The 23,299-nt window shown below is 61.0% G+C and carries 21 protein-coding genes; 9 read left to right on the plus strand and 12 right to left on the minus strand.

From position 1 onward, the window contains the following. Positions 1-50 precede the first annotated feature (50 nt). The 6 genes from ACZYR5_RS17025 to ACZYR5_RS17050 form a co-directional block, all read right to left on the minus strand. Complete coding sequence (locus tag ACZYR5_RS17025; protein WP_489090257.1) at positions 51-1,355, minus strand: CynX/NimT family MFS transporter; 1,305 nt, start codon at positions 1,353-1,355, stop codon at positions 51-53. Further along, positions 1,345-2,004, minus strand: a complete 660-nt coding sequence (locus ACZYR5_RS17030; RefSeq protein ID WP_489090258.1) for a FadR/GntR family transcriptional regulator — start codon at positions 2,002-2,004, stop codon at positions 1,345-1,347. Before ACZYR5_RS17030 ends, ACZYR5_RS17025 begins: the two co-directional genes overlap by 11 nt. A 144-nt stretch (positions 2,005-2,148) precedes the next feature. After that, positions 2,149-2,913: an amino acid ABC transporter ATP-binding protein gene (locus tag ACZYR5_RS17035; protein WP_489090259.1), complete on the minus strand. Its 765-nt coding sequence runs from the start codon at positions 2,911-2,913 to the stop codon at positions 2,149-2,151. A 30-nt stretch (positions 2,914-2,943) separates the two neighbouring features. Further along, positions 2,944-4,041: an amino acid ABC transporter permease gene (locus ACZYR5_RS17040; protein WP_489090260.1), complete on the minus strand. Its 1,098-nt coding sequence runs from the start codon at positions 4,039-4,041 to the stop codon at positions 2,944-2,946. Positions 4,042-4,051: 10 nt separating this feature from the next. Continuing rightward, positions 4,052-5,233, minus strand: a complete 1,182-nt coding sequence (locus ACZYR5_RS17045) for an amino acid ABC transporter permease (RefSeq protein WP_489090261.1) — start codon at positions 5,231-5,233, stop codon at positions 4,052-4,054. A gap of 65 nt (positions 5,234-5,298) precedes the next feature. Further along, positions 5,299-6,330, minus strand: coding sequence for an amino acid ABC transporter substrate-binding protein (locus ACZYR5_RS17050; RefSeq protein ID WP_027618635.1), 1,032 nt, complete (start codon positions 6,328-6,330; stop codon positions 5,299-5,301). Between the two features lie 467 nt (positions 6,331-6,797). On the opposite strand from ACZYR5_RS17050, the gene ACZYR5_RS17055 reads away from it, so the two are divergent. From ACZYR5_RS17055 to ACZYR5_RS17075, 5 genes are all read left to right on the plus strand, one after another. Next, positions 6,798-7,454 (plus strand): alpha/beta hydrolase, encoded by a 657-nt coding sequence (locus ACZYR5_RS17055; RefSeq protein ID WP_489090262.1) that lies wholly within the window; start codon positions 6,798-6,800, stop codon positions 7,452-7,454. A 97-nt stretch (positions 7,455-7,551) separates the two neighbouring features. After that, positions 7,552-9,021, plus strand: a complete 1,470-nt coding sequence (rhlB, locus tag ACZYR5_RS17060) for an ATP-dependent RNA helicase RhlB (RefSeq protein ID WP_489090263.1) — start codon at positions 7,552-7,554, stop codon at positions 9,019-9,021. Between the two features lie 129 nt (positions 9,022-9,150). Next, positions 9,151-10,095, plus strand: coding sequence for an ornithine cyclodeaminase family protein (locus tag ACZYR5_RS17065; protein WP_489090264.1), 945 nt, complete (start codon positions 9,151-9,153; stop codon positions 10,093-10,095). 12 nt (positions 10,096-10,107) lie between these two features. Next, positions 10,108-11,235: an NAD(P)/FAD-dependent oxidoreductase gene (locus tag ACZYR5_RS17070; RefSeq protein ID WP_489090265.1), complete on the plus strand. Its 1,128-nt coding sequence runs from the start codon at positions 10,108-10,110 to the stop codon at positions 11,233-11,235. An 87-nt stretch (positions 11,236-11,322) separates the two neighbouring features. Beyond that, positions 11,323-11,949, plus strand: coding sequence for a helix-turn-helix transcriptional regulator (locus tag ACZYR5_RS17075; protein ID WP_489090266.1), 627 nt, complete (start codon positions 11,323-11,325; stop codon positions 11,947-11,949). A gap of 234 nt (positions 11,950-12,183) precedes the next feature. Here the strand turns inward: ACZYR5_RS17075 and ACZYR5_RS17080 are convergent, their stop codons facing one another. From ACZYR5_RS17080 to ACZYR5_RS17105, 6 genes are all read right to left on the minus strand, one after another. Beyond that, complete coding sequence (locus ACZYR5_RS17080; protein WP_489090267.1) at positions 12,184-12,960, minus strand: ABC transporter substrate-binding protein; 777 nt, start codon at positions 12,958-12,960, stop codon at positions 12,184-12,186. A 316-nt stretch (positions 12,961-13,276) separates the two neighbouring features. Then, on the minus strand, positions 13,277-13,729 hold the full coding sequence (moaE, locus tag ACZYR5_RS17085) for a molybdopterin synthase catalytic subunit MoaE (RefSeq protein ID WP_489090268.1): 453 nt from the start codon (positions 13,727-13,729) through the stop codon (positions 13,277-13,279). 3 nt (positions 13,730-13,732) lie between these two features. Then, positions 13,733-13,975: a molybdopterin converting factor subunit 1 gene (moaD, locus tag ACZYR5_RS17090; RefSeq protein ID WP_489090269.1), complete on the minus strand. Its 243-nt coding sequence runs from the start codon at positions 13,973-13,975 to the stop codon at positions 13,733-13,735. Beyond that, the gene (gene moaC / locus ACZYR5_RS17095) at positions 13,972-14,445 is read right to left on the minus strand and encodes a cyclic pyranopterin monophosphate synthase MoaC (protein ID WP_489090270.1); all 474 of its coding nucleotides are present in this window, start codon (positions 14,443-14,445) and stop codon (positions 13,972-13,974) included. The genes moaD and moaC overlap by 4 nt, the downstream gene beginning before the upstream one ends. A 129-nt stretch (positions 14,446-14,574) precedes the next feature. Beyond that, on the minus strand, positions 14,575-15,969 hold the full coding sequence (locus tag ACZYR5_RS17100; protein ID WP_489090271.1) for a PhoH family protein: 1,395 nt from the start codon (positions 15,967-15,969) through the stop codon (positions 14,575-14,577). 334 nt (positions 15,970-16,303) lie between these two features. Then, positions 16,304-17,428, minus strand: a complete 1,125-nt coding sequence (locus ACZYR5_RS17105; RefSeq protein ID WP_489090272.1) for a polysaccharide deacetylase family protein — start codon at positions 17,426-17,428, stop codon at positions 16,304-16,306. Between the two features lie 152 nt (positions 17,429-17,580). Between ACZYR5_RS17105 and yaaA the strand changes: the two genes are divergently transcribed. From yaaA to ACZYR5_RS17125, 4 genes are all read left to right on the plus strand, one after another. Next, on the plus strand, positions 17,581-18,360 hold the full coding sequence (yaaA, locus tag ACZYR5_RS17110) for a peroxide stress protein YaaA (RefSeq protein WP_489090273.1): 780 nt from the start codon (positions 17,581-17,583) through the stop codon (positions 18,358-18,360). Positions 18,361-19,115: 755 nt separating this feature from the next. Continuing rightward, positions 19,116-20,432, plus strand: coding sequence for a nucleotide sugar dehydrogenase (locus tag ACZYR5_RS17115; protein WP_489090274.1), 1,317 nt, complete (start codon positions 19,116-19,118; stop codon positions 20,430-20,432). A gap of 174 nt (positions 20,433-20,606) precedes the next feature. Next, complete coding sequence (gene alg8, locus ACZYR5_RS17120) at positions 20,607-22,088, plus strand: mannuronan synthase (protein ID WP_489090275.1); 1,482 nt, start codon at positions 20,607-20,609, stop codon at positions 22,086-22,088. 36 nt (positions 22,089-22,124) lie between these two features. Beyond that, the gene (locus ACZYR5_RS17125; RefSeq protein ID WP_489090276.1) at positions 22,125-23,294 is read left to right on the plus strand and encodes a PilZ domain-containing protein; all 1,170 of its coding nucleotides are present in this window, start codon (positions 22,125-22,127) and stop codon (positions 23,292-23,294) included. Positions 23,295-23,299: the final 5 nt, after the last annotated feature.

Raw genomic sequence — 23,299 nt, forward strand, 5'->3', positions numbered from 1 at the left:
CGCGGAACACCACCGGCATTCGCCACACAAATACCGCGGGTGCGCTCGCCTCAGACCCGTTCACTCTCAACTTGCACGTAGCGCGCCCGTCCCGCTCCCAACCCGGCGATGATCGCCCCCAGGCCAATCACCGCGAAGATCCAGCCGACGGCGCCCCAACCACCGGTCCAGTCATGCACCAGGCCGACCGCGAACGGGCCCATCGACGCCAGGGTATAGCCGAAGCCCTGGGCCATGCTCGACAGGTTGGCCGCCACGTGGGAGTCGCGCGAACGCAGGACGATCAGGGTCAGGGCCAGCGCAAAAGTCGCGCCCTGCCCCAGGCCCAACAGGATTGCCCAGCCCCACAAGCCTTCGATTGGCGCGTACAGGCAACCGAACAGGCCGCCCAGGGTCATCAGCATCACCAGCACAATGGCCGGACGCTGGTCCTTGCCCCGCGTGGCCAGCCAGGGCGCCGCCAGGGAGCTGGCGAGTTGCACGATCACCGAACCGGACAACACCAGCCCGGCCTGGGTCGGCGTCAGGCCGCGACCGATCAGGATCGACGGCAACCAGCCGAACACGATATAGGCCAGGGAAGATTGCAGGCCCATGTACAAGGTTACCTGCCAGGCCAATGGATCGCGCAGCAAGCCGCGAACCCGGTACGCCACATTGTGCGCGCCGTGCTTCGGCCCGACTTGCGGTAACCAGAACACTGCCGCCAGCAGCGCTGGAATCATCCAGAAGCCCAGGCCCGCCGTCCATCCCTGGTCAAAATGCTCGCTCAACGGCACGCTGGCACCTGCCGCCATGGCCGCGCCCAGGCACAGGGCCATGGTGTAGACCCCGGTCATGGTCCCGGCGTGTTTGGCGAAGTCGCGCTTGACGATACCCGGCAGCAATACGCCGATCACGCCGATGCTGGCGCCGCCGAGGATGCTCCCGGCAAACAGCCCGACTTCACCGAACGAACTGCGCAGGATGATCCCGCCGGCCAACGTCAGCAGAATCCCCAGCACCACGCGCTCGGCGCCAAAACGCCGCGCAAGGACCGGCGCCAGCGGTGCAAACAGCCCCAGGCAGAGCACCGGCAAGGTGGTCAACAAGCCGGCTTTGGCGGCCGATAGGCCAAGTGCGTGGGACACTTCACTCAACAGCGGCGCCATGCTCGACAGCGCTGGACGCAGGTTCAGCGCCACCAGTACCAGGCCCAGCAACAGCAGCCACGGGCGCCGCACTGACGGGGGACTGGCCTGGACCTGCTCGTCGTCGGCTTCGGCATCGATCAGCAACTCTTCAAGCTCTGCCGAGCGCTTCGGTGCAAGGGTTTCAGGATGGTTGGGCATAAGGCTCTCGGTATCAGGGTTCATTGATCAGCTGCCGGGAAATGGCTTTCGCCCGCTCCGGATCGCGCTGCTCGACGGCATCGAGCAGGTCGATATGCAGATCGAACACTTCCTGACGCCTGGGGATAACGTTCAGTGTCTCGCGCAGCTGGGCCGCGACGACGCTGGAGAAATAGCGATACAACTCGCTGAGGGTGGGGTTGTGTGCGGCGTCCACCAGCAACCGGTGGAATGCCATGTCGCAGGCAATGTAACTGTCGAGGTCGCCGTGATAATGCCCGCCGCTGACTTCCAACGCCTGGCGCAGGGCCAGCAGGTCATCGTCGGTACGCCGCAGCGCCGCCAGGCCGATGGCTTCGACCTCGAGTATGTGGCGGGTTTCCCGGGCCTGCTCATGGGAACAACGGGACAAGGCCTTGAGGGTGTCCAGCGGATCGACCACCGCACGCACATAGCTGCCGTCGCCCTGGCGAATCTCGATCAAGCCGGAAAACGCCAGCACGCGCATGGCTTCACGGACCGTGTTGCGGCTGATGCCCAGTTCGGTGCACAACTCAGGCTCGGTCGGCAGGCGCTGGCCCACGACCCACTGGCCCTGGCTGATGCGCAGACGCAGTTGCTCCAGGGCCTGATCGACCAGGGAGCGTTTGATAAGTGGAGATATTTCAGACATGGAATTCGCCCTGTCATCCAATCATGGGATGAATTTCCTGACATGTTAGTCAGCTTGTCCCAGGAGAGCAACACAGCAGCATGGTTTCTGCCGGCATAAAAAAACCCGGCACTCAGTCCGGGTTTTCTTCTTTGCAAGCCTCGATCAATGCAGGATCTGGCTCAGGAACAGTTTGGTGCGGTCGTTCTGCGGGTTGTCGAAGAAGTCGTTCGGTGCCGCCTGTTCGACGATTTCACCCTTGTCCATGAAGATCACACGGTTGGCCACGGTGCGGGCGAAGCCCATTTCGTGAGTCACGCAGAGCATGGTCATGCCGTCTTCGGCGAGGCCGATCATGGTGTCCAGAACCTCTTTCACCATCTCTGGATCGAGCGCCGAAGTCGGTTCGTCGAACAGCATGATTTTCGGCTTCATGCACAACGCGCGGGCGATCGCCACGCGCTGCTGCTGGCCACCGGACAACTGCCCCGGGTATTTGTGCGCCTGCTCCGGAATGCGTACGCGCTCCAGGTAATGCATGGCGATTTCCTCGGCCTTGCGCTTGGGCATCTTGCGCACCCACATCGGCGCCAGCGTGCAGTTCTGCAGGATGGTCAGGTGCGGAAACAGGTTGAAGTGCTGGAACACCATGCCGACTTCGCGACGCACCGTTTCGATCTGCTTGAGGTCGTTGGTCAGCTCCACGCCATCGACCACGATGCGGCCCTGCTGGTGCTCTTCCAGGCGGTTTAGGCAGCGAATGGTGGTGGATTTGCCGGAACCCGACGGCCCACACAGGACGATACGCTCGCCCTGCCTGACGTTGAGGTTGATGTCTTTCAGCACGTGGAACTGGCCGTACCACTTGTTCACGCCCTGCATCTGGATGATGCCTTCAGGGCTGGACGGTTGCTTGATTGCTTCGCTCATAAGAGAACTTCCTAAATTAGGTACGGCGCTTCAGCGCTTGTGGCCAGTGTCGAGCTTGCGTTCCAAATGCATGGAATAGCGCGACATACCAAAACAGAAAATCCAGAACACCAGGGCCGCGAACACATAGCCTTCAGTGGCCATGCCCAGCCATTTCGGGTCGGCGGCGGCTTGCTTGACGCTGTTGAGCAGGTCGAACAGGCCGATGATGATCACAAGGCTGGTGTCCTTGAACAGTGCGATGAAGGTGTTGACGATGCCCGGGATCACCAGTTTCAGGGCTTGCGGCAGAATCACCAGGCCCATGCTGCGCCAGTAACCGAGGCCCATCGCCGCGGCCGCTTCGTATTGGCCCTTGGGAATCGCCTGCAGACCGCCACGCACCACTTCGGCGACGTAGGCCGACTGGAACAGGATCACCCCGATCAGGGCCCGCAGCAGCTTGTCGAAGTTCATGCCTTCGGGCAGGAACAGCGGCAGCATCACCGAAGACATGAACAGCACCGTGATCAACGGCACGCCGCGCCAGAATTCGATGAAGGTCACGCAGACCACGCGAATCGCCGGCATGTTCGAGCGCCGCCCCAACGCCAGGACGATCCCCAGCGGCAAGGCACCGGCAATCCCGACGGTGGCAATCACCAGGGTCAGCATCAGGCCGCCCCACTGGCTGGTCGCTACTTGCGCCAGGCCGAACACGCCGCCATGCAACAGGCACCAGGCAATGATTGGATACAGCACCAGGAAGCTCAGGCCGTAGATGGCTTTACGCGGGAAGCGCGAGATGAACAGCGGCGCCACGCCCAGCACCGCCAGCCACACCGTCAGGTCGACGCGCCAGCGCAGTTCCGGCGGGTAATAACCGTACATGAACTGGCCGAAGCGCTGCTGGATGAACACCCAGCAGGCGCCCTCCTTCGTGCAGTCGGCGCGAGTGGTGCCGACCCAGTTGGCGTCAAGGATCGCCCACTGCAGGATCGGCGGCACGACCAGGTAGATCAGGTAGAACGCGAACAAGGTCAGCAGGGTGTTGAGCCAACTGGAGAACATGTTCGCGCGCATCCACGCCACGATGCCGATGCTGCTGCTCGGCGGTGGCATGTCAGGTTTGAAAGTATGAGTGCTCATGCGCTTTTCCTTACCGCTCGATCAGCGCAATGCGCTTGTTGTACCAGTTCATCAGCAGGGAAATGCTGATACTGATCGCCAGGTACACGCTCATGGTGATGGCAATCACCTCGATCGCCTGCCCGGTCTGGTTCAGCACCGTGCCGGCAAACAACGAGACCATCTCCGGATAACCGATACCGGCTGCCAGCGAGGAGTTTTTCGCCAGGTTCAGGTATTGGCTGGTCAGCGGCGGAATGATCACGCGCAGGGCTTGCGGGATGATCACCTTGCGCAGGGTCGGACCGTTGCGCAGTCCCAACGAGTGAGCGGCCTCGGTCTGGCCGTGGCTCACCGACTTGATCCCGGAACGCACGATTTCGGCGATGAACGCCGCGGTGTACACGGTCAAGGCCAGGGTCAGGGCCAGCAGTTCCGGGATCAGTACCCAGCCACCGACGAAGTTGAAACCCTTGAGCTCCGGTTTTTCCCAGTGCACCGGCGCGCCGAACACCAGGGAGCACAACGCCGGAATCACCAGCATCAACGCCAGGCCGGTCCAGAACTTGTGGAAAGGCACACCGGTCGCTTCGAAGCGACGGTTAGCCCAGCGGCTCATCAGCACCACGGCGACGATCGCCACCAGGATGCTCACGGCGAACGGCCAGAATCCATCAGCGATCTTGGCCGCCGGCATGTTCAGGCCACGGGCGCTGACAAAGAAGGTGTCGCCGAAGTTGTGGCTGTTGCGCGGCCCCGGCATGGTCAGGAACACCGCGAAGTACCAGAACAGGATTTGCAGCAGCGGCGGAATATTGCGGAAGACTTCCACATAGACAGTCGCCAGCTTGGCGATGATCCAGTTCTTCGACAGGCGCGCGACGCCGACGATGAATCCGAGGATCGTTGCCAGGATCACGCCGATGAAAGTCACCAGCAGGGTATTGAGCAAGCCGATGACGAACACCCGGGCATAGCTGTCCGATTCGGTGTAGTCGATCAGGTGCTGGGCGATGCCGAAACCGGCACTGCGCTCGAGAAAGTCGAAGCCGGAGGTGATGCCCCGGTGCTGCAGGTTGGTCTGGGTGTTATCGAACAGATACCAGCCCATGGAGACCACCGCCACAATGGTGATGATCTGGAACAGCCACGCACGCACTTTTGGATCGCTGAGGCTGAACCTCTGCTTTGGTGCGCCGATAGAATTTTGCATGAAGTGCCCCGCAAAGAATGGAACAGAACATCACCCGGCGGTTGGCCCGCCGGGTGATAGAACCATTAGCGCACTGGTGGTGCGTACTGAATGCCGCCGTTGTTCCACAGCGCGTTCAGGCCGCGGTCGATTTCCAGTGGAGTGCTCTTGCCGAGGTTTTTCTCGAACACTTCACCGTAGTTGCCGACCTGCTTGACGATCTGCACGACCCAGTCTTTCTTCACTTTCAGGTCTTTGCCGTACTCGCCGTCGCTACCCAGCAAACGGGCGACGTCCGGGTTCTTGGTGCTCTTGGCTTCAGCCTCGACGTTTTTCGAAGTGATGCCTGCCTCTTCGGCGTTGAGCATGGCGTAGCCAACCCAGCGCACGATGGCCAGCCACTCGTCGTCGCCATTACGTACGACCGGGCCCAGTGGTTCCTTGGAAATGGTTTCCGGCAGGACCACGTAGTCTTTCGGCGCGGCCAGCTTGCTGCGCTGGGCGAACAGTTGCGACTTGTCGGAGGTCAACACGTCGCAACGACCGGATTCCAGCGACTTGGCGCTTTCATCGGAGGTATCGAAGGTGATCGGGGTGTACTTCAGGCCATTGCCGCGGAAGTAGTCGGAAACGTTCAGCTCGGTGGTGGTACCGGCCTGAATGCAGATGGTCGCGCCATCCAGTTCCTTGGCACTTTTCACGCCCAGCTTGTTGTTGACCAGGAAGCCGATGCCGTCGTAGTAGGTAATGAAGCCCGGGAATTTCAGGCCCATGCCCGCGTCACGGGAGCTGGTCATGGTGGTGTTGCGCGACAGCAGATCGATTTCGCCGGATTGCAGCGCGGTGAAACGCTCCTTGGCGTTCAACTGACTGAACTTGACCTTGGTCGCGTCGCCGAATACAGCCGCCGCTACCGCACGGCAGACGTCAGCATCGATACCGACAATCTTGCCGGTGGAGTCTGGAACCGAGAAGCCTGGCAAGCCATCGCTGACGCCGCACTGCACGAAACCTTTCTTCTGTACTGCATCCAGGGTTGCGCCCGCCTGGGCAAACCCGCTGACACCGAGTACTGCGGCCGCAGTCACGACTGCCAGGGTGGATTTCAACATCTTCATTCAAACCTCCAGTTTTGCTCTTGTTGTGTCGGAGCTTGAGTCCTGCCGCACCCTTATGAGGCGCTGTTGACCCGTGTTGGCTTGTTGTAGGGTCAAGCGGCGTCAGACTTTCGCTATGAGTCTAGTAGGAGAAAATCCACATAATGGAAAACTCACTTCTCACCAATCGGCCGAACGGGCTGTAGCCCTTTCTTGTCTGCCCAGTCCGTAGCGGCCTGTGGCGAACGTCCATCACCGGATTTTTGCATTCCCGTCGCCGACGTTAGCCTGATAGTGTTACCGCCAGGCGCAGGATTGATTGCACGGGATTCCCCATAGCAAGGCCCGTACCACACTGCTCGCTAAAGCGATTCAGCGTGAGGTCAAGAGCAAAACTTGCAACCGTGCGACATCTTCTTAACTGATCGACCGAACGTGCACCTCAGCCCCGCACCGAATGCGGGCGCACGCACAAGACTGGAGCAAACATGAGCGAGCCCTTGATTCTTCACCCAGCCAAGACCGAAGACGCCTGCGTCATCTGGCTGCATGGCCTGGGCGCCGACCGTTTCGACTTCCTGCCGGTGGCCGAAGCCCTGCAGGAAACCCTCACGACCACGCGCTTCGTCCTGCCCCAGGCGCCGACCCGGGCCGTGACCATCAATGGTGGCTACGAGATGCCAAGCTGGTACGACATCCTGGCCATGAGTCCGGCCCGGGCAATCGACCGCGAACAACTGGAAGCTTCCGCCGATCGCGTCATCGAACTGATCGAACAACAGCGCGCCAGCGGAATAGACGCTTCGCGGATTTTCCTCGCGGGCTTTTCCCAGGGCGGCGCGGTGGTCCTGCATACCGCGTTTGTGAAATGGCAAGGCGCACTCGGCGGTGTCCTGGCGCTCTCCACTTATGCCCCGACCTTCAGCGACACACTCGAACTGTCGGCCAGCCAGCAGCGGATTCCGGCGTTGTGCCTGCACGGCCAGTACGACGAGGTCGTACAGAACTCCATGGGCCGTAGCGCCTACGAGCACCTGAAGAACCGTGGTGTCACCGTGACATGGCAGGAATACCCAATGGGGCACGAAGTGTTACCCGAGGAAATTCGCGACATTGGCACCTGGCTCGCCGACCGTTTGCGCTGATACCGGCACATCTGTGTCGCCGTGTGACCAACGCACTACGCCGCGCCCGTTTCTTGCATTACACTGGCCGGCGTACATTCCTTAACCAATTGATGAGATGACCGTGCTCAGAGCACTCAAGAAAATGTTCGGTAAAAGCGAGGCTGAGCAGCTCGCGCCCAGCTCCAGCGCCCCCACTCCTGCTACCAGCCACCGCACCGACGGTCATCAGCCTGGTCGAACCGCAACGGGTAGCGCAGCGAAAAGCGAGCCGGTGACCCCACCTGCCATCGAAACGCCCAAGGCCCCAGCGCCACGCAGCGAGACGCCGAAACCGCGTCGCCCACGTGCGCCAAAACCACCGGCAGTGGCCTGGAAGCTCGAAGACTTCGTGGTTGAACCCCAGGAAGGCAAGACCCGCTTCCACGACTTCAAGCTCGCCCCTGAACTGATGCACGCCATCCAGGACCTCGGTTTCCCGTACTGCACGCCGATCCAGGCACAGGTCCTGGGCTACACCCTGGCCGGCAAGGACGCCATCGGTCGCGCTCAAACCGGTACCGGCAAAACCGCCGCGTTCCTGGTGTCGATCATCACCCAACTGCTGCAAACCCCGCCGCCGAAAGAACGCTACATGGGCGAGCCGCGGGCGCTGATCATTGCCCCGACCCGCGAGCTGGTGGTGCAGATCGCCAAGGACGCAGCCGACCTGACCAAGTACACCGGCCTCAACGTCATGACCTTCGTCGGCGGCATGGATTTCGACAAGCAGCTCAAGCACCTTGAAGCCCGTCATTGCGACATCCTCGTCGCCACGCCCGGCCGCCTGCTGGACTTCAACCAACGCGGCGACGTGCACCTGGACATGGTCGAAGTGATGGTGCTGGACGAAGCCGACCGGATGCTCGACATGGGTTTCATCCCACAAGTGCGTCAGATCATTCGCCAGACCCCGCCGAAAAGCGAACGCCAGACCTTGCTGTTCTCCGCCACCTTCACCGAAGACGTGATGAACCTGGCCAAGCAGTGGACCACCGATCCGGCTATCGTCGAGATCGAAGTCACCAACGTTGCCAACGAAAACGTCGAGCAGCACATCTACGCGGTGGCCGGCGCCGACAAATACAAACTGCTCTACAACCTGGTCAACGACAACGGTTGGGAGCGAGTCATCGTGTTCGCCAACCGCAAGGACGAAGTGCGGCGCATCGAAGAACGCCTGGTGCGCGACGGCATCAATGCGGCGCAGTTGTCTGGCGACGTGCCGCAGCACAAGCGCATCAAGACCCTCGAAGGCTTCCGCGAAGGCAAGATCCGCGTACTGGTGGCCACCGATGTGGCCGGCCGCGGCATCCACATCGACGGCATCAGCCACGTAATCAACTTCACCCTGCCGGAAGTGCCGGACGACTACGTACACCGCATCGGTCGTACCGGTCGCGCGGGCGCTGACGGCGTGTCCATCAGCTTTGCCGGTGAAGACGACTCGTACCAGCTACCGTCCATCGAAGAGCTGCTGGGGCGCAAGATCAGTTGCGAAACCCCGCCGACCCATCTGTTGCGGCCTGTAGAGCGCAAACGCCCGTAAGATAGGGTCACGATAAAAGAAGCGCAGCCGACCACGGACTGCGCTTTTTTTACGCCCGGATATTGCCAAACAGAACAATAAGTCCACAATGGACAAATTAGTTTAGTTGCGACTTCATGGAGTCCCTGCATGTCCAGCACCCCTTTAGTGATCGCCCAAGAACAGGCCCGCGAACTGCTCGCCCGGGTCGACGTGCCGCAGATCTTGCGCAAGCTGTTCCGCGATCTGGCGGCAGGCCAGGCCGTACAGCCGGCCCAGCAACTGGTGGAGTTCCCCCAGGGTGCTGGCGACTTCATCAACTACCTGGGAGTGCTGGCCGGGGACGGCGTGTACGGGATCAAGACCTCGCCCTACATCGTTCGCGAGCAGGGCCCGCTGGTCACCGCCTGGACCTTGCTGATGTCGATGCAGACCGGTCAGCCGCTGCTGCTGTGCGATGCCGGCGAACTGACCACCGCGCGCACGGCGGCGACGACGGCAGTAGCGGTCGATGCCCTGGCACCAGAGCAAGCGACGAAACTGGCGATCATTGGCAGCGGCAAGGTCGCCCAGGCGCACCTGCATTACGTCAAGGGTCTGCGCGACTGGCAGAGCATCAGCCTGTACTCGCCAAATCTGCTCGATGATGCTGAAACCATCGCCCTGCTCAAAGCCATCGAGCCACGCGTAAACATCGCCAGCAGCCGCGAGACTGCGGTCGCGGATGCCGACGTGATCATGCTCTGCACCTCCTCCGCCGGCCCGGTGATCGACCCCGCCAGCTTGAGCAAACCAGCACTGATCACCTCCATCAGCACCAATGCCCCGCGCGCTCACGAAGTGCCGCCGCACAGCCTCAAGGACATGCAGGTGTTCTGCGACTACCGTCTGACCACACCAGGCTCGGCCGGCGAAATGCTGATCGCCGGTGAGCAGCATGGCTGGAACCCGACGGCAATTCTCGGCGATTTGCCTGACCTGCTCAGCGGCAAGGTGCCGCGTCCGGACTACGCGCGTCATGTGTTCTTCCGCTCGATCGGTTTGGGCCTGGAAGACATTGCACTGGCCAATGCCATTTACCCGTTGGCGCACTGACAGGAGCCGCTCATGCCCCAGGCTGACTTCATCATCATCGGCGGCGGTATCGCCGGTGCCTCCACCGGTTTCTGGCTGTCCAAGCAGGGTCGGGTGATCGTGCTCGAGCGCGAGTCCCATCCCGGCTACCACTCGACCGGACGCTCGGCGGCCTTGTACACCGCCGCCTATGGCACGCCCCAGGTACGCGCGCTGACCCAGGCCAGCCGCGAATTCTTCGATGCGCCGCCGCCAGGTTTCTGCGAGCACCCGTTGCTGACCCCGCGCGGCGAGATGACTGTCGACTTCAGCAATGACCCGGCCGAGCTCAACAACCAATACCTCAGCGCCAAAGCCACCGTGCCGCAGATGCAACTGCTCAGTGCCGACGAGGCCTGCGTGCGCCTGCCGATCCTGCGTCGGGAAAAAGTCTTCGGCGCGCTTTATGATCCGACCGCGACCGACATCGACACTGACGCGCTGCACCAGGGTTACCTACGGGGTATCCGGCGCAACCAGGGCGAAGTGCATACCGACAGCGAAGTGCTCGGCCTGACACGCGATGCCGCCGGCCACTGGCAGGTGCAAACCGCCACGCAGACCTTCAGCGCGCCGATCATCATCAATGCCGCCGGCGCCTGGGCTGACAAGCTCGGAGAGCTGGCAGGCGCCCGTCCGCTGGGCCTGCAACCCAAGCGCCGCGCCGCATTTATTTTTGCCGGGCCAGAAGGCGTGGACATCCACAATTGGCCGATGCTGGTCAGCCTCGACGAGTCCTTCTACATGAAGCCCGACGCCGGCATGTTTCTAGGCTCGCCGGCCAACGCCGACCCGGTCGAACCCCATGATGTACAGCCCGAAGAGCTGGACATCGCCATGGGCATCTACCAGATCGAAGAAGCCACCACCCTGACCATTCGCCGCCCGACCCGCACCTGGGCCGGCCTGCGCAGTTTTGTCGCCGATGGCGATTTGATCAGTGGCTTCGACCCACAAGTGCCTGGGCTGTTCTGGGTTGCGGCGCAAGGCGGCTACGGCATCCAGACCTCGCCCGCCATGGGCCAGGCCAGCGCCGCGCTGGTTCGCGGTGAGGCCCTTCCTCAGCACCTGTGCGAATTCGGCCTCAGCGCTGAAATGCTCTCGCCTTCGCGCCTCGGCTGACTGTCGCTGGGGTGACGTCCGACCTCGATTACGGCAAACTTCCTGCGCCCCTCGCCCACGGGGCGCCGATTGCCTGGAGCACCACCCATGACCTCACCTCTACCCGATCCTGCACTGGATAACTTCCGGGCGATCGCCGACGCCATCGCCACGCTGTTTTTCCCCCATGCCGAGGTGGTGCTGCACGACCTGCGTACGCAGAAGATCGACTACATCGCCAACAACCTGTCCAAGCGCGAGATCGGCGACGACGCAGCGCTGGAGGACATGCTCAGCGGCGAGGTCAGCGAGCGCAATATTGGCCCGTACGAAAAGCTCAACTGGGATGGCCAGAAGATTCGCAGCCTCAGCAGCGTGCTGCGCGACAGCCAGGGCCACCCGCTGGCCGTGCTGTGCATCAACCTGAACATTTCCCTGTTCGAAAACGCCAAGGCCGCACTGGATCTGTTCCTCTCACCGAGCAAACTGATTCCGCAGCCCGATGCGCTGTTTCGCGATGACTGGCAGGAGCGCATCAACACCTTCCTGCACAACTGGCTGCGGGAACGGCAACTGGGATTGAACGTGCTGACCCGCGAACACAAGCGCGAGCTGGTGCTGGCCCTGCATGCCGAAGGCGCCTTCAAGGGTAAAAGCGCGTCCAACTATGTGGCCAATGTGCTGAACATGGGGCGGGCGACGGTGTACAAGCATTTGAAGGAGTTGAAGAGCTGAAGTTTTGCGGGGGCTGTTAAGGCCCCATCGCCAGCAGGCTGGCTCTGTAGGAGCTGGCTTGTGTAGGAGCTGGCTTGCCAGCGAAAGCCGCCTTATGCCGTGCATCGCCAGATCCGACGCCTTCGCCGGCAAGCCGGCTCCTACAGAATCATGGTTCGGTCACAATATTCGGGGTATCCACAAAAACTGTAGGAGCTGCCCGGGCGGCGCTCCGCTGCTCGCGATAGCGGATGATCAATCGCCGTAAATATCCGACTTGAAATACTTCTCGGAAATCTTCAGGTATTCGCCATCCGCGCGAATCGCATCGATGGCGCTGTTCAACTGGCTGACCAGTTCGGTATTGCCCTTGCGCACGGCTATCCCGGCGCCCTCGCCCACGTATTTAGGGTCCTTGAGCTCCGGTCCGACAAAGGCGTAGCCCTTGCCACGGGGCATCGACAGGAAGTCGTTGAGCGGGATGGTGTCGGCAAAAATCGCGTCGAGACGCCCGGCGGCCAGGTCCATGTAGATCTCTTCGTTGTTGCTGTAGCGCTTGACGTTGATGCCCTTGGGTTCGAACACCTCGGTGGCATAGCGGTCGGTGGTGGTGGCGCGCTGCACGCCGACGGTCTTGCCCTTGAGGCTGGCGTACTGATCATCCACCGTTGCGCCTTCCTTCATTACCAGACGCGATGAAGTGAAGTAGTACTTGTGGGTGAAATCCACCGACTTCTTGCGATCGTCGTTGATGGTCATGGACGACAGCGCCATGTCGATTTTCTTCACCTTGAGGGAAGGAATCAGACCGTCAAACTCGCCCTCGACCCACACACACTTGACCTTCATCTCGGCGCACAAGGCGTTGCCGATGTCGTAGTCGAAACCGACGATCTCGCCCTTGTCGGTTTTCGAGGCGAACGGTGGGTAGGCGGCTTCGATGCCGATACGCAGGGTCTTCTCGGCGGCGAACACTGAGCTGCACGCCAACAGGCTCAGGGCCAGACCGGTGATGAGGGGGAATTTCTTCATGTTGGTTTTCTCGCGAGTTGTTGTTGGTTTGGCAAGAGAGAAGAAAGCGTCAATCGGTGAAGCCTTTTTTTGTACTTATAATTCCATACTGGACTTTTATGTATTTGGCGTCAATCGGGCAAATGCGGGCCGGGCCAGCCGATGGTCGGGTGGCTGGAAATTGAGATTTTCAGGGAGGCAAATGCCGCCTTCGTCGGAACGCCGCCCGGAGCAAGCCCGCTCCTACATTGGGCGCGGATCAAACTGTAGGAGCGAGCCGGCTCCGGGCGGCGTTCCGACGATGGGGCCAGAACAGGCAATACAAAAACTAAAGGACTCAACGCTTCCAGCGATCCGCCGCCGCATGATCACTGTCACGCCCTTCCACCCAGCGCGGCCCCTCGCTGGTGGTTTCTTTCTTCCAGAACGGCGCGCGGGTCTTCAGGTAGTCCATGACAAAGGCGCAGGCGTCGAATGCCGCCTGGCGGTGGGCGCTGGTGGCGCCGACGAACACAATGGGTTCGCCCGGCTCCAGGGCGCCGATGCGGTGCAGCACTTCGAGCTTGAGCAGCGGCCAGCGCTGTTCGGCTTCAATGGCGATCTTGCCCAGGGCTTTTTCGGTCATGCCCGGATAATGTTCGAGGAACATCCCGGCGACATCGAGGCCATCGTTGAAGTCGCGCACATAGCCGACAAAACTCACCACCGCTCCGACGCCGACATTGGCGTCATGCAGTGCATTGACCTCAGCACCCGGATCGAACGCCGCCGATTGCACACGGATCGCCATGGCTCAGCCTCCGGTGACGGTCGGAAAGAACGCCACTTCGTCGCCATCGCTGAGCGGTTCGTCCAGCTGGCACAGGTCTTCATTGCGCGCGCACATCAGGTTCTGCTCGCTCAACACCTCGGCACCTTCACGCTGTGCCAACAGTGCGCGAACATCGTCGACCGTGGCGAATTCACCCTCGACCCGCTCCGAATCCATGCCCAGGGCTTCGCGGTATCGGGCAAAGTATTTGACTGTCACTTTCATTGGTCGTCCGCCTGATAGTGCCCGCTCTTGCCACCGAGTTTTTCCAGCAAACGCACGTTCTCGATGACCATGCCGCGGTCCACCGCCTTGCACATGTCATAGAGGGTCAGCGCTGCCACGCTGGCGGCGGTCAGGGCTTCCATTTCCACGCCGGTCTGCCCGGACAGCTTGCAGCGAGCGGTGATATGCACCGTATCGAGCCCTTCGGCGTTCAGCTCGACCTTGACCCCGGTCAGCAGCAACGGGTGGCACAGGGGGATCAGATCCGAGGTTTTCTTCGCCGCCTGAATGCCGGCAATGCGCGCCACGGCAAACACATCACCCTTGGGGTGGCCGCCGCTGACGATCATTTGCAGGGTTTCGGGGAGCATGCGCACACGCGCTTCGGCCGTGGCTTCACGGAACGTCACGGTTTTTTCAGTGACGTCGACCATATTGGCGCGACCTTGGGAATCGAGATGAGTCAGCACAGGGTTACTCCTGATCAGGAGCCCCGATTGTAAACCTGCCGGTCAGATTTAAGCACCCTTGTTTGTAGGGTTATCCGCCACGCAAAAAAAACCGGGCGGCTTTCAAGGCCGCCCGGTGTGTGTGAAAAGTTACAGATGAGACTCTGCGTATTCAGCCAGAATCGAACGAGGCACCCCTTGCAGGGTGATGTGCACACCGTTGGGGAAATCCTTGAAGCGTTCAGTCAGGTAGGTCAGCCCGGAGCTGGTCGCGGACAGGTAAGGGGTGTCGATCTGTGCCAAGTTGCCCAGGCACACCACTTTGGAACCGGCGCCGGCACGGGTGATGATGGTTTTCATCTGGTGCGGGGTGAGGTTCTGGCATTCGTCGATCAGGATCAGGCTTTGCTGGAAGCTGCGGCCGCGGATGTAGTTGAGGGATTTGAACTGCAAAGGCACTTTGCTGAGGATGTAATCGACACTGCCATGGGTGCTTTCGTCATCCATGTGCAAGGCTTCGAGGTTGTCGGTGATGGCGCCCAGCCAAGGCTCCATTTTTTCCGCTTCGGTGCCTGGCAGGAAGCCGATTTCCTGGTCCAGCCCCTGCACGCTGCGGGTCGCGATGATGCGCCGGTAACGCTTGCTGACCATGGTCTGCTCGATGGCGGCTGCCAGCGCGAGGATGGTTTTGCCGGAGCCGGCCGCGCCTGACAGGTTGACCAGGTGGATGTCCGGATCGAGCAACGCATACAGCGCCAGGCTCTGGTAGATGTCACGCGGTTTCAGGCCCCAGGCTTCCTGGTGCAACAGGGGTTCCTGATGCAGGTCGAGGATCAGCAGCTTGGCGTCTTCGATCTCTTTGATCCAGCCGACAAAGCCCTGTTCGTCGATGATGAATTCGTTGATGTGCACGGCCGGCAGGTTGTCGATCAGTTGCACTTGATGCCAGGTGCGACCGTGGTCCTGACGGGTCTCCACCTTGCTCACGCGATCCCAGAAGGAACCGCTCATGTTGTGATAGCCGTTAGGTAGCAGCGAGACGTCGTCGACCAATTGGTCGGTGCTGTAGTCCTCGGCCGCGATCCCGCAGGCGCGGGCCTTGAGACGCATGTTGATGTCTTTGGTGACCAGCACCACGGGCAGCTTGGGCTCGCGGGCGTGCAGGTCGATCAACTGGTTGATGATGATGTTGTCGTTCAGGTGCTCGGGCAGAATGATATTCGGCTCGGCGCGCTTGCTCATCAGAATTGACAGCAAGCCCTTGGGACCGCTTTTGCCACGCTGGATCGGCACACCCAGCTCGACGTCTTCCGGGGACGCCTCGCCCAGGGTCTTGTCGATCAGGCGAATGGCCTGACGGCACTCGGCCGCGACGCTGTGATGCCCACTCTTGAGCTTGTCCAGCTCCTCAAGCACGGTCATGGGGATGGCGACGTGGTGTTCTTCGAAGTTCAGAAGCGCGTTTGGATCGTGAATCAATACGTTGGTATCGAGTACATAAAGGATTGGCTGGTTGGAAGAAGGGCTACGTCCGTGATCATCCATACTCGGTCACCTTTGTGGGAGCCAGTCGACGCAATACCGTGACAGTGCTGCGCCTCGAAGTGGCCACCGAATTCCCCGGGGGGGCGTCCGGAGAATTGCACACAAGCGGGTCTTGGAAGACGCCACCTGTGCTGCAGGTTTCGGCGGTCTGTCTTCGTAATACTCCAAAACCCATGACAGGAAAAAGCACTTTGACACTTTTTTGATATTTATTTTTCACAGCGCTAAAAAGCGCTTGGCGGGTGACTCAGGCACCGTTAAAGTCGGAAGTCCGCCTGTAGCGAATTCTTCGCAAAAATCACCCCAAAGCCAATGTTTACGGGGTTTTGCCGTTTCAACGAAACGCGTCCTGACACTCTTCCCAACCGATCCCGCTTTGCGCCGTTTGCGCCATCAGCCAAGGCAATGCCGAGGTCACTGCATCTTGCCGGCTATTGAAGTTGATCACCCCGTGGCGCCACAACAACATCAGCGTCAGCACCCGCTGCCCACTGGCCTCTGCGCTCAACTGACGGTTGCTGTCCATGGGATCGATGTCCCACAGCGCCACCTGCAAGCCCTGAGCCTTGAAAAAGCCCGCCCCATCGGCCCGGCGCTGACCATTGGGTGGACGGAACAGCGGCACGAAGTTCTCCGGCAGTTTGTTCTTCACCAGGTCGACGCTGCGGGTGATCGAATACTGCCAGTCCTGCCAATGACTGTGGGCACGAAACTCCCAGCCCATGACACCGACGCACTGCCCCGAGTAAAGATTCTGCAACTGCGCCACCGAGCCCTGGGCCAGGCGAGCCTGGACCTCGCTGCCGAGCACGAAGAAGGTCGCCGTCAGTTTTGCCTCACGCAGGTACTCGGCCAGCCAGGCGCTGTGATCCGGTACCAGGTTGGCACCACTGTCAAAACTGAGGACAAACAGCCGGTCATTCAACTGCTCGCCATTGCGCTCGTGATCACCGAGCAATTCGACCTCGCTGCTGGTTTGCGGCAGCAGCGCGGCCTTGCGCAGTTGTTCGTCCAGATAGCGCTCATGGAACTGCCGGCTCGGCTCGGCCCAACGGGTGTAGTAGGAGTCTTCGCCGAGTTCGAACTTGCCCGCCTGCTCGCGCAGGGTGTCGCGGTCCTCCACCAGGAAGCAGAAGGAGGCATCCTGGTCGCAGCTTTGCTGGGCGAAGTTGTAGTTGGCCAGCAGGCGCACCCACATCCGCTCACGCAGGCGGTTGATCGCGTCGAGGTTGATCATCCGCAGCCCCAGGCGCTGCTTCAACGCAGCCTCATCCAGTGCCTCGCTGGCGAGCAGCGCGCGGGCGAAGGTCAGGATCTCGGCCCGCGAGGCGACATCGAACAGTGTCGGATTTGACAGCTGTTCCGGCCAGGTACTGCGGTCCAGTGTCGCCGGCCCGACAGGCGCGGCAGTGGCCGCAAGGCTGAACAGACAGGCCGCAAACAGTAAAGCGCTACGCACAGGGTGACTCCTCCGAAAACCCGCGCGGCACTATAGCCGATTCGCCGCCCGCCTCCGCCATTGCGCGCACCGCCGATCAGCTATGACCCCGATAGCTGGAGTCCTGCCGCCCAACCCCCTAGAATCGCCGCACGTTCAAAGGAGACGACTGCATGCTGATGGTGATTTCCCCCGCCAAGACCCTCGATTACGAAACGCCTCCGGCCACCCAGCGCTTCACCCAGCCGCAGTACCTGGACCATTCCCAGGAACTGATCGAGCAACTGCGCGAGCTGACGCCGGCGCAGATCAGCGAACTGATGCACGTTTCCGACAAGATCGGTGGCCTCAACGCCGCGCGCTTCGGCAGCTGGACCCCGGCCTTCACCCAGGACAACGCCAAACAGGCGCTGCTGGCGTTCAAGGGTGACGTCTACACCGGGATGAATGCCCAGACCTTCAGCGAAGCCGACTTCGACTACGCGCAACAACACCTGCGCATCCTCTCCGGCCTCTACGGCCTGCTGCGCCCGCTGGACCTGATGCAACCCTACCGCCTGGAAATGGGCACCAAGCTGGCCAACGCCCGGGGCAAGGACCTATACGCCTTTTGGGGCACGCAGATCAGCGAATGGCTGAATGAAGCCCTGGCCGAGCAAGGCGACGACGTGTTGCTCAACCTGGCCTCCAACGAGTACTTCTCGGCGGTCAAGCGCAGCGCCCTGAACGCGCGGATCATCAACACCGAGTTCAAGGACCTGAAGAACGGTCAGTACAAGATCATCAGCTTCTACGCGAAAAAAGCCCGGGGCCTGATGAGCCGGTTCGTCATTCAGGAACGCATCAACGACCCCGCAGCCCTCACCGGCTTTGACCTGCAGGGCTATCGCTACAGCGCCGAACAGTCGAAACCGGACAACCTGGTATTCCTGCGCGATCACGCACCGGAATAAGGCAAAGATGGCGCGCGACAGCCTCGGCTGTCGACGTGCCAAATCCTCCCTGGACTCCCGCCAAATTCGTCATTTTTGTGACGCCAAAAATCCACCACAGCCCTGCGCTAACTTTAATTTCACTCGACAGGGGTGATTTTTTTCACTAGTGGCACCGTTTTTTTTGTTCGGTAGTGGCATAAAACTATCCCCGCTAATTATCTCCCCATATATAAAGGGCCAAACGGCAAGTGCTATCAATTTGAAAGCAGTGCCATCTTTGGCAATATTTCAAGAGATTTCAAAAATCAGGATGAGCGGCCATGAACTATCTGAAAATGCACCGCTCATACCACCGGTAACGATTCTTCACGAACACGTAGGAGATGACTTACGCAAAGCACGAAGCCAATAACCAAGTTGCCACATTGAACTTGATGCCTGGCGGTCGTGCTTCGGGAATAACAGTGAATGACCGGAGAACCTCTCAACTCACTATCCCCAAAAGGCCAGCGCCTCGCCCCTGAAGGGTACTGATATCAGTACCAGGCGCCTGCACCAGAGCCTCCTCAGCGGGGGCCTGGCTGCTTATCAGGGCGAGCCGACACAAGCGGCCAAAGTTACGCACAACTTGAGTGCACTTATTTAGCCACTCGCAATTGAACATGCCACTACGGGTAGTTTTGCGCCTGCGGGAAAGTTGCGAGTGCACTTCGACCACAGAACATCATTAACTTCGGCCATTTAATGGCGTGATAAACACAGAGGTAATTACGATGCGCATCAGCATATTTGGTTTGGGTTATGTCGGCGCGGTCTGTGCCGGTTGCCTGTCGGCCCGCGGCCATGACGTCGTGGGTGTCGATGTGGCCAAGGACAAGATCGACATGATCAACGCCGGGCGTTCACCCATCGTCGAGCCGGGCCTTGGCGAATTGCTCGCCCAGGGCATCGAGACCGGTCGTCTGCGCGGTACCACCAACTTCGCCGAAGCGATCCGCGATACCGACCTGTCGATGATCTGCGTCGGCACGCCGAGCAAGAAAAACGGCGACCTGGAACTCAACTACATCGAAGCGGTGTGCCGCGAGATCGGCTTTGTCCTGCGCGACAAGAGCACCCGCCACACCATCGTCGTACGCAGCACCGTACTGCCGGGCACCGTGGCCAACGTAGTCATCCCGATTCTCGAAGATTGCTCGGGCAAGAAAGCCGGCGTCGACTTCGGCGTGGCGGTGAACCCGGAGTTCCTGCGTGAAAGCACCGCCATCGCCGACTACGACCAGCCACCGATGACCGTCATCGGCGAGTTCGACAAGGCCTCGGGCGACGTCCTGCAATCGCTGTACGAGGAACTCGACGCGCCGATCATCCGCAAGGACATCGCCGTCGCCGAAATGATCAAGTACACCTGCAACGTCTGGCACGCCACCAAAGTGACCTTCGCCAACGAGATCGGCAACATCGCCAAGGCCGTCGGTGTCGATGGCCGTGAAGTGATGGACGTGGTCTGCCAGGACAAGACCCTCAACCTGTCCCAGTACTACATGCGCCCCGGCTTCGCCTTCGGCGGTTCCTGCCTGCCGAAAGACGTACGTGCCCTGACCTACCGCGCGGGCTCCCTGGACGTCGAGGCACCGCTGCTCAACTCGCTGATGCGCAGCAACGAGTCCCAGGTGCAGAACGCTTTCGACATCGTCTCCAGCCACGACAAGCGCAAGGTCGCCCTGCTCGGCCTGAGCTTCAAGGCCGGCACCGACGACCTGCGCGAAAGCCCGCTGGTGGACCTCGCGGAAATGCTCATTGGTAAAGGTTTCGACCTGAGCATCTACGACAGCAACGTCGAGTACGCCCGGGTGCATGGCGCCAACAAGGACTACATCGAATCGAAGATCCCTCACGTTTCGTCCTTGCTCAACTCGGACTTCGACGAGGTGATCAACAACTCGGACGTGATCATCCTCGGCAACCGCGACGAGAAATTCCGCAGCCTCGCGCACACCGTCCCCCACGGCAAACAGGTGATCGACCTGGTCGGCTTCATGGCCAAGGCCACCAACCCGACGGCGCGCACGGAAGGGATTTGCTGGTAAGGCGGCTGATCCGGGAAACACCGCAACCGCTTCGCGGTTGATCGCGAGCAGGCTCGCTCCCACAGGGTCCTGCTTGCTCGCGATGGCGGCGCACGCCACATCGGCGTCGTTCGCCAGCCTTAACCCCATCGGGCCGCCCCGCCGGCGCGCCCGAGATCGAGATGGATGCAGATTATGCACAGGCTAAAGCACGGCCTACTCCAGGCCGCCGGTTGGCTGCTGTTTTCATGTTTACTGATGGGCCTCGCCCTGGCGTTGCCCGCGTCCACTTTCGACTCCGAGTCGAAGGACTTCATTTTCCTGATTGGCGCCGTGGGCATCTGGCGCTACTCGATGGGTGCCACGCATTTCCTGCGCGGCATGCTGTTTCTCTACGTGGTCTACCCGCACCTGCGGCGCAAAGTGCGCAAGCTGGGCAAGGCGGCGGACCCGTCCCATGTCTTCCTGATGGTCACCAGCTTTCGCATCGACGCGCTGACGACCGCCCAGGTCTATTGCTCGGTGATCCGCGAGGCCATCGAATGCGGCTTCCCGACCACCGTGGTGTGCTCGATCGTGGAAATGTCCGATGAGCTGCTGGTGAAAAGCCTGTGGGCAAAAATGAACCCGCCGAGCCACGTCAAACTGGATTTCGTGCGCATCCCCGGCACCGGCAAGCGTGACGGCCTGGCCTTCGGTTTCCGTGCGATCTCCCGCCACCTGCCGGACGACCGCGCGGTGGTAGCGGTGATCGATGGCGACACCGTGCTCGCCGAAGGCGTAGTGCGCAAGACCGTGCCCTGGTTCCAGCTGTTCGACAACGTCGGCGGCCTGACCACCAACGAATTCTGCGAAGTGCGCGGCGGCTACATCATGAGCGAATGGCACAAGCTGCGCTTCGCCCAGCGCCACATCAACATGTGCTCGATGGCCCTGTCCAAGCGCGTGCTGACCATGACCGGACGCATGTCGGTGTTCCGCGCCAGCGTGGTGACCAACCCGGAGTTCATTGCCGACGTCGAAAGCGACTCGCTGCAGCACTGGCGCCTGGGCCGCTTCAAGTTCCTCACCGGCGACGACAAGTCCAGCTGGTTCAGCCTGATGCGCCTGGGCTACGACACCTTCTACGTGCCGGACGCGGCGATCAACACGGTGGAGCACCCGCCGGAGAAAAGCTTCATCAAGGCCAGTCGCAAATTGATGTTCCGCTGGTACGGCAACAACCTGCGGCAGAACTCCCGCGCCCTCGGCCTGGGGATCAAGCGCCTGGGCCTGTTCACCTCAGTGGTGCTGTTCGACCAGCGCGTATCGATGTGGACCTCGCTGCTGGGCCTGACCGTGGCGATCATCGCCAGCTTCAAATACGGCACCGCGTTCATCCTCGTGTACCTGCTGTGGATCGGCATCACGCGGCTGATCCTGACCCTGCTGCTCTCGTGCTCAGGCCACCGGATCGGCCCGGCGTACCCGGCGATCCTCTATTACAACCAGATCGTTGGCGCGCTGGTGAAGATCTACGTGTTCTTCCGCCTCGACCAACAGTCCTGGACGCGCCAACCCACTGCTCTGTCCCGTGATCTCGCCAGCTTTCAACGTTGGTTCAACACCTGGTCGTCTCGGACCATGACCTTCTCCGCCGGCAGCATTTTCGTCGCCGTGCTGCTGCTGATGGTCTGACCCACCTTGCCTGAATTAACTAGGAAATCGCCCCCTATGAATACCGCCGTGAATGTCAACGTAGTGCATGAATCCGAAGCCCAACGCCAACACGCCCGGGTCAAGATCCCGGCCAAGCTGCGCTTCTTCGGACCGGACCGCACGCCTGTCGAGGCGCGCCTGATCGACCTGTCGGCGGGTGGCCTGAGCTTCAATGGCGGGCAGATTCCGTTCAAGGTCGGCGAGGTGAAGAAGGGCCGCCTGCAGTTCCTGATCGACAACCTCGGCCTGGCCATGGACGTCGAGTTGATGGTGCGTTCCTGGGACCAGCAGACCGGCCGGGTCGGCTGCCAATTCCAGAACCTCGAACCGCAGGACATCTCCACCCTGCGCCACCTGATCACCTCGCACCTGTCCGGCGACATCGTGACCATGGGCGACGTGCTGGCGACCCTGCAACGGGACAACTTCACCAAGGCGCGCAAGAACAAGGACGGCGGCAGCGGCATGACTGCCTTCGGCCGTCTGCGTGCGGTGACCTTCAGCGCCGGCATTTTCATCGTCGGCCTGGCTGCGTTCGGCTTCATCCTCAAATCGGTGTACGGCATGTACTTCGTCAGCCACGCCCAGGCCGGGCTGGTCAGCGTGCCGGGGATGAACGTCACCATGCCCCGCGACGGCACCGTGCAAAGCCTGATCCAGACCGACGGCGTGGCCGCCAAGGGCGCGCCGCTGGCGACCTTCAGCACCAGCATGCTCGACGTGCTCAAGGGCCATCTGGATGAAGACCAGTTGCAGCCAGCCAAGGTCGAAGAACTGTTCGGCAAGCAGATGACCGGCACCCTGACTTCACCCTGCGACTGCATCGTCGCGCAGCAGATGGTCGCCGACGGTCAGTACGCCAGCAAGGGCGACGTGATCTTCCAACTGGTGCCGCGCAACAGCCAGGCCAACGTCGAGGCGCGCTTCTCCTATCGCCAGTTCGCCGACGTGCGCCCCGGCACCGCCGTGAGCTTCCAAGTGGCCGGTGAAGACAACGTGCGCAGCGGCAAGATCGTCAGCAGCACCAGCCTCAACAGCGCCGACCTGTCCTCCGACATTCGCGTGCAGATCAAACCGGACGAAGCGCTGGACAGTGCTTTGGCCGGGCGCCCGGTGGAAGTGAATAGCGATCGTGGCCCGAACCTGAGCTGGCTGATCGACAAAGCCATGGCCAATGGTCTTTAAGTCGA

Source organism: Pseudomonas sp. F007 (genome assembly GCF_057814275.1).

Coding starts and splice junctions, on each gene's coding strand:
- ACZYR5_RS17025 (WP_489090257.1), bottom strand. CDS start 1,355: ATGAACCCTGATACCGAGAGCCTTATGCCCAACCATCCTGAAACCCTT.
- ACZYR5_RS17030 (WP_489090258.1), bottom strand. CDS start 2,004: ATGTCTGAAATATCTCCACTTATCAAACGCTCCCTGGTCGATCAGGCC.
- ACZYR5_RS17035 (WP_489090259.1), bottom strand. CDS start 2,913: ATGAGCGAAGCAATCAAGCAACCGTCCAGCCCTGAAGGCATCATCCAG.
- ACZYR5_RS17040 (WP_489090260.1), bottom strand. CDS start 4,041: ATGAGCACTCATACTTTCAAACCTGACATGCCACCGCCGAGCAGCAGC.
- ACZYR5_RS17045 (WP_489090261.1), bottom strand. CDS start 5,233: ATGCAAAATTCTATCGGCGCACCAAAGCAGAGGTTCAGCCTCAGCGAT.
- ACZYR5_RS17050 (WP_027618635.1), bottom strand. CDS start 6,330: ATGAAGATGTTGAAATCCACCCTGGCAGTCGTGACTGCGGCCGCAGTA.
- ACZYR5_RS17055 (WP_489090262.1), top strand. CDS start 6,798: ATGAGCGAGCCCTTGATTCTTCACCCAGCCAAGACCGAAGACGCCTGC.
- rhlB (WP_489090263.1), top strand. CDS start 7,552: ATGACCGTGCTCAGAGCACTCAAGAAAATGTTCGGTAAAAGCGAGGCT.
- ACZYR5_RS17065 (WP_489090264.1), top strand. CDS start 9,151: ATGTCCAGCACCCCTTTAGTGATCGCCCAAGAACAGGCCCGCGAACTG.
- ACZYR5_RS17070 (WP_489090265.1), top strand. CDS start 10,108: ATGCCCCAGGCTGACTTCATCATCATCGGCGGCGGTATCGCCGGTGCC.
- ACZYR5_RS17075 (WP_489090266.1), top strand. CDS start 11,323: ATGACCTCACCTCTACCCGATCCTGCACTGGATAACTTCCGGGCGATC.
- ACZYR5_RS17080 (WP_489090267.1), bottom strand. CDS start 12,960: ATGAAGAAATTCCCCCTCATCACCGGTCTGGCCCTGAGCCTGTTGGCG.
- moaE (WP_489090268.1), bottom strand. CDS start 13,729: ATGGCGATCCGTGTGCAATCGGCGGCGTTCGATCCGGGTGCTGAGGTC.
- moaD (WP_489090269.1), bottom strand. CDS start 13,975: ATGAAAGTGACAGTCAAATACTTTGCCCGATACCGCGAAGCCCTGGGC.
- ACZYR5_RS17100 (WP_489090271.1), bottom strand. CDS start 15,969: ATGGATGATCACGGACGTAGCCCTTCTTCCAACCAGCCAATCCTTTAT.
- yaaA (WP_489090273.1), top strand. CDS start 17,581: ATGCTGATGGTGATTTCCCCCGCCAAGACCCTCGATTACGAAACGCCT.
- ACZYR5_RS17115 (WP_489090274.1), top strand. CDS start 19,116: ATGCGCATCAGCATATTTGGTTTGGGTTATGTCGGCGCGGTCTGTGCC.
- alg8 (WP_489090275.1), top strand. CDS start 20,607: ATGCACAGGCTAAAGCACGGCCTACTCCAGGCCGCCGGTTGGCTGCTG.
- ACZYR5_RS17125 (WP_489090276.1), top strand. CDS start 22,125: ATGAATACCGCCGTGAATGTCAACGTAGTGCATGAATCCGAAGCCCAA.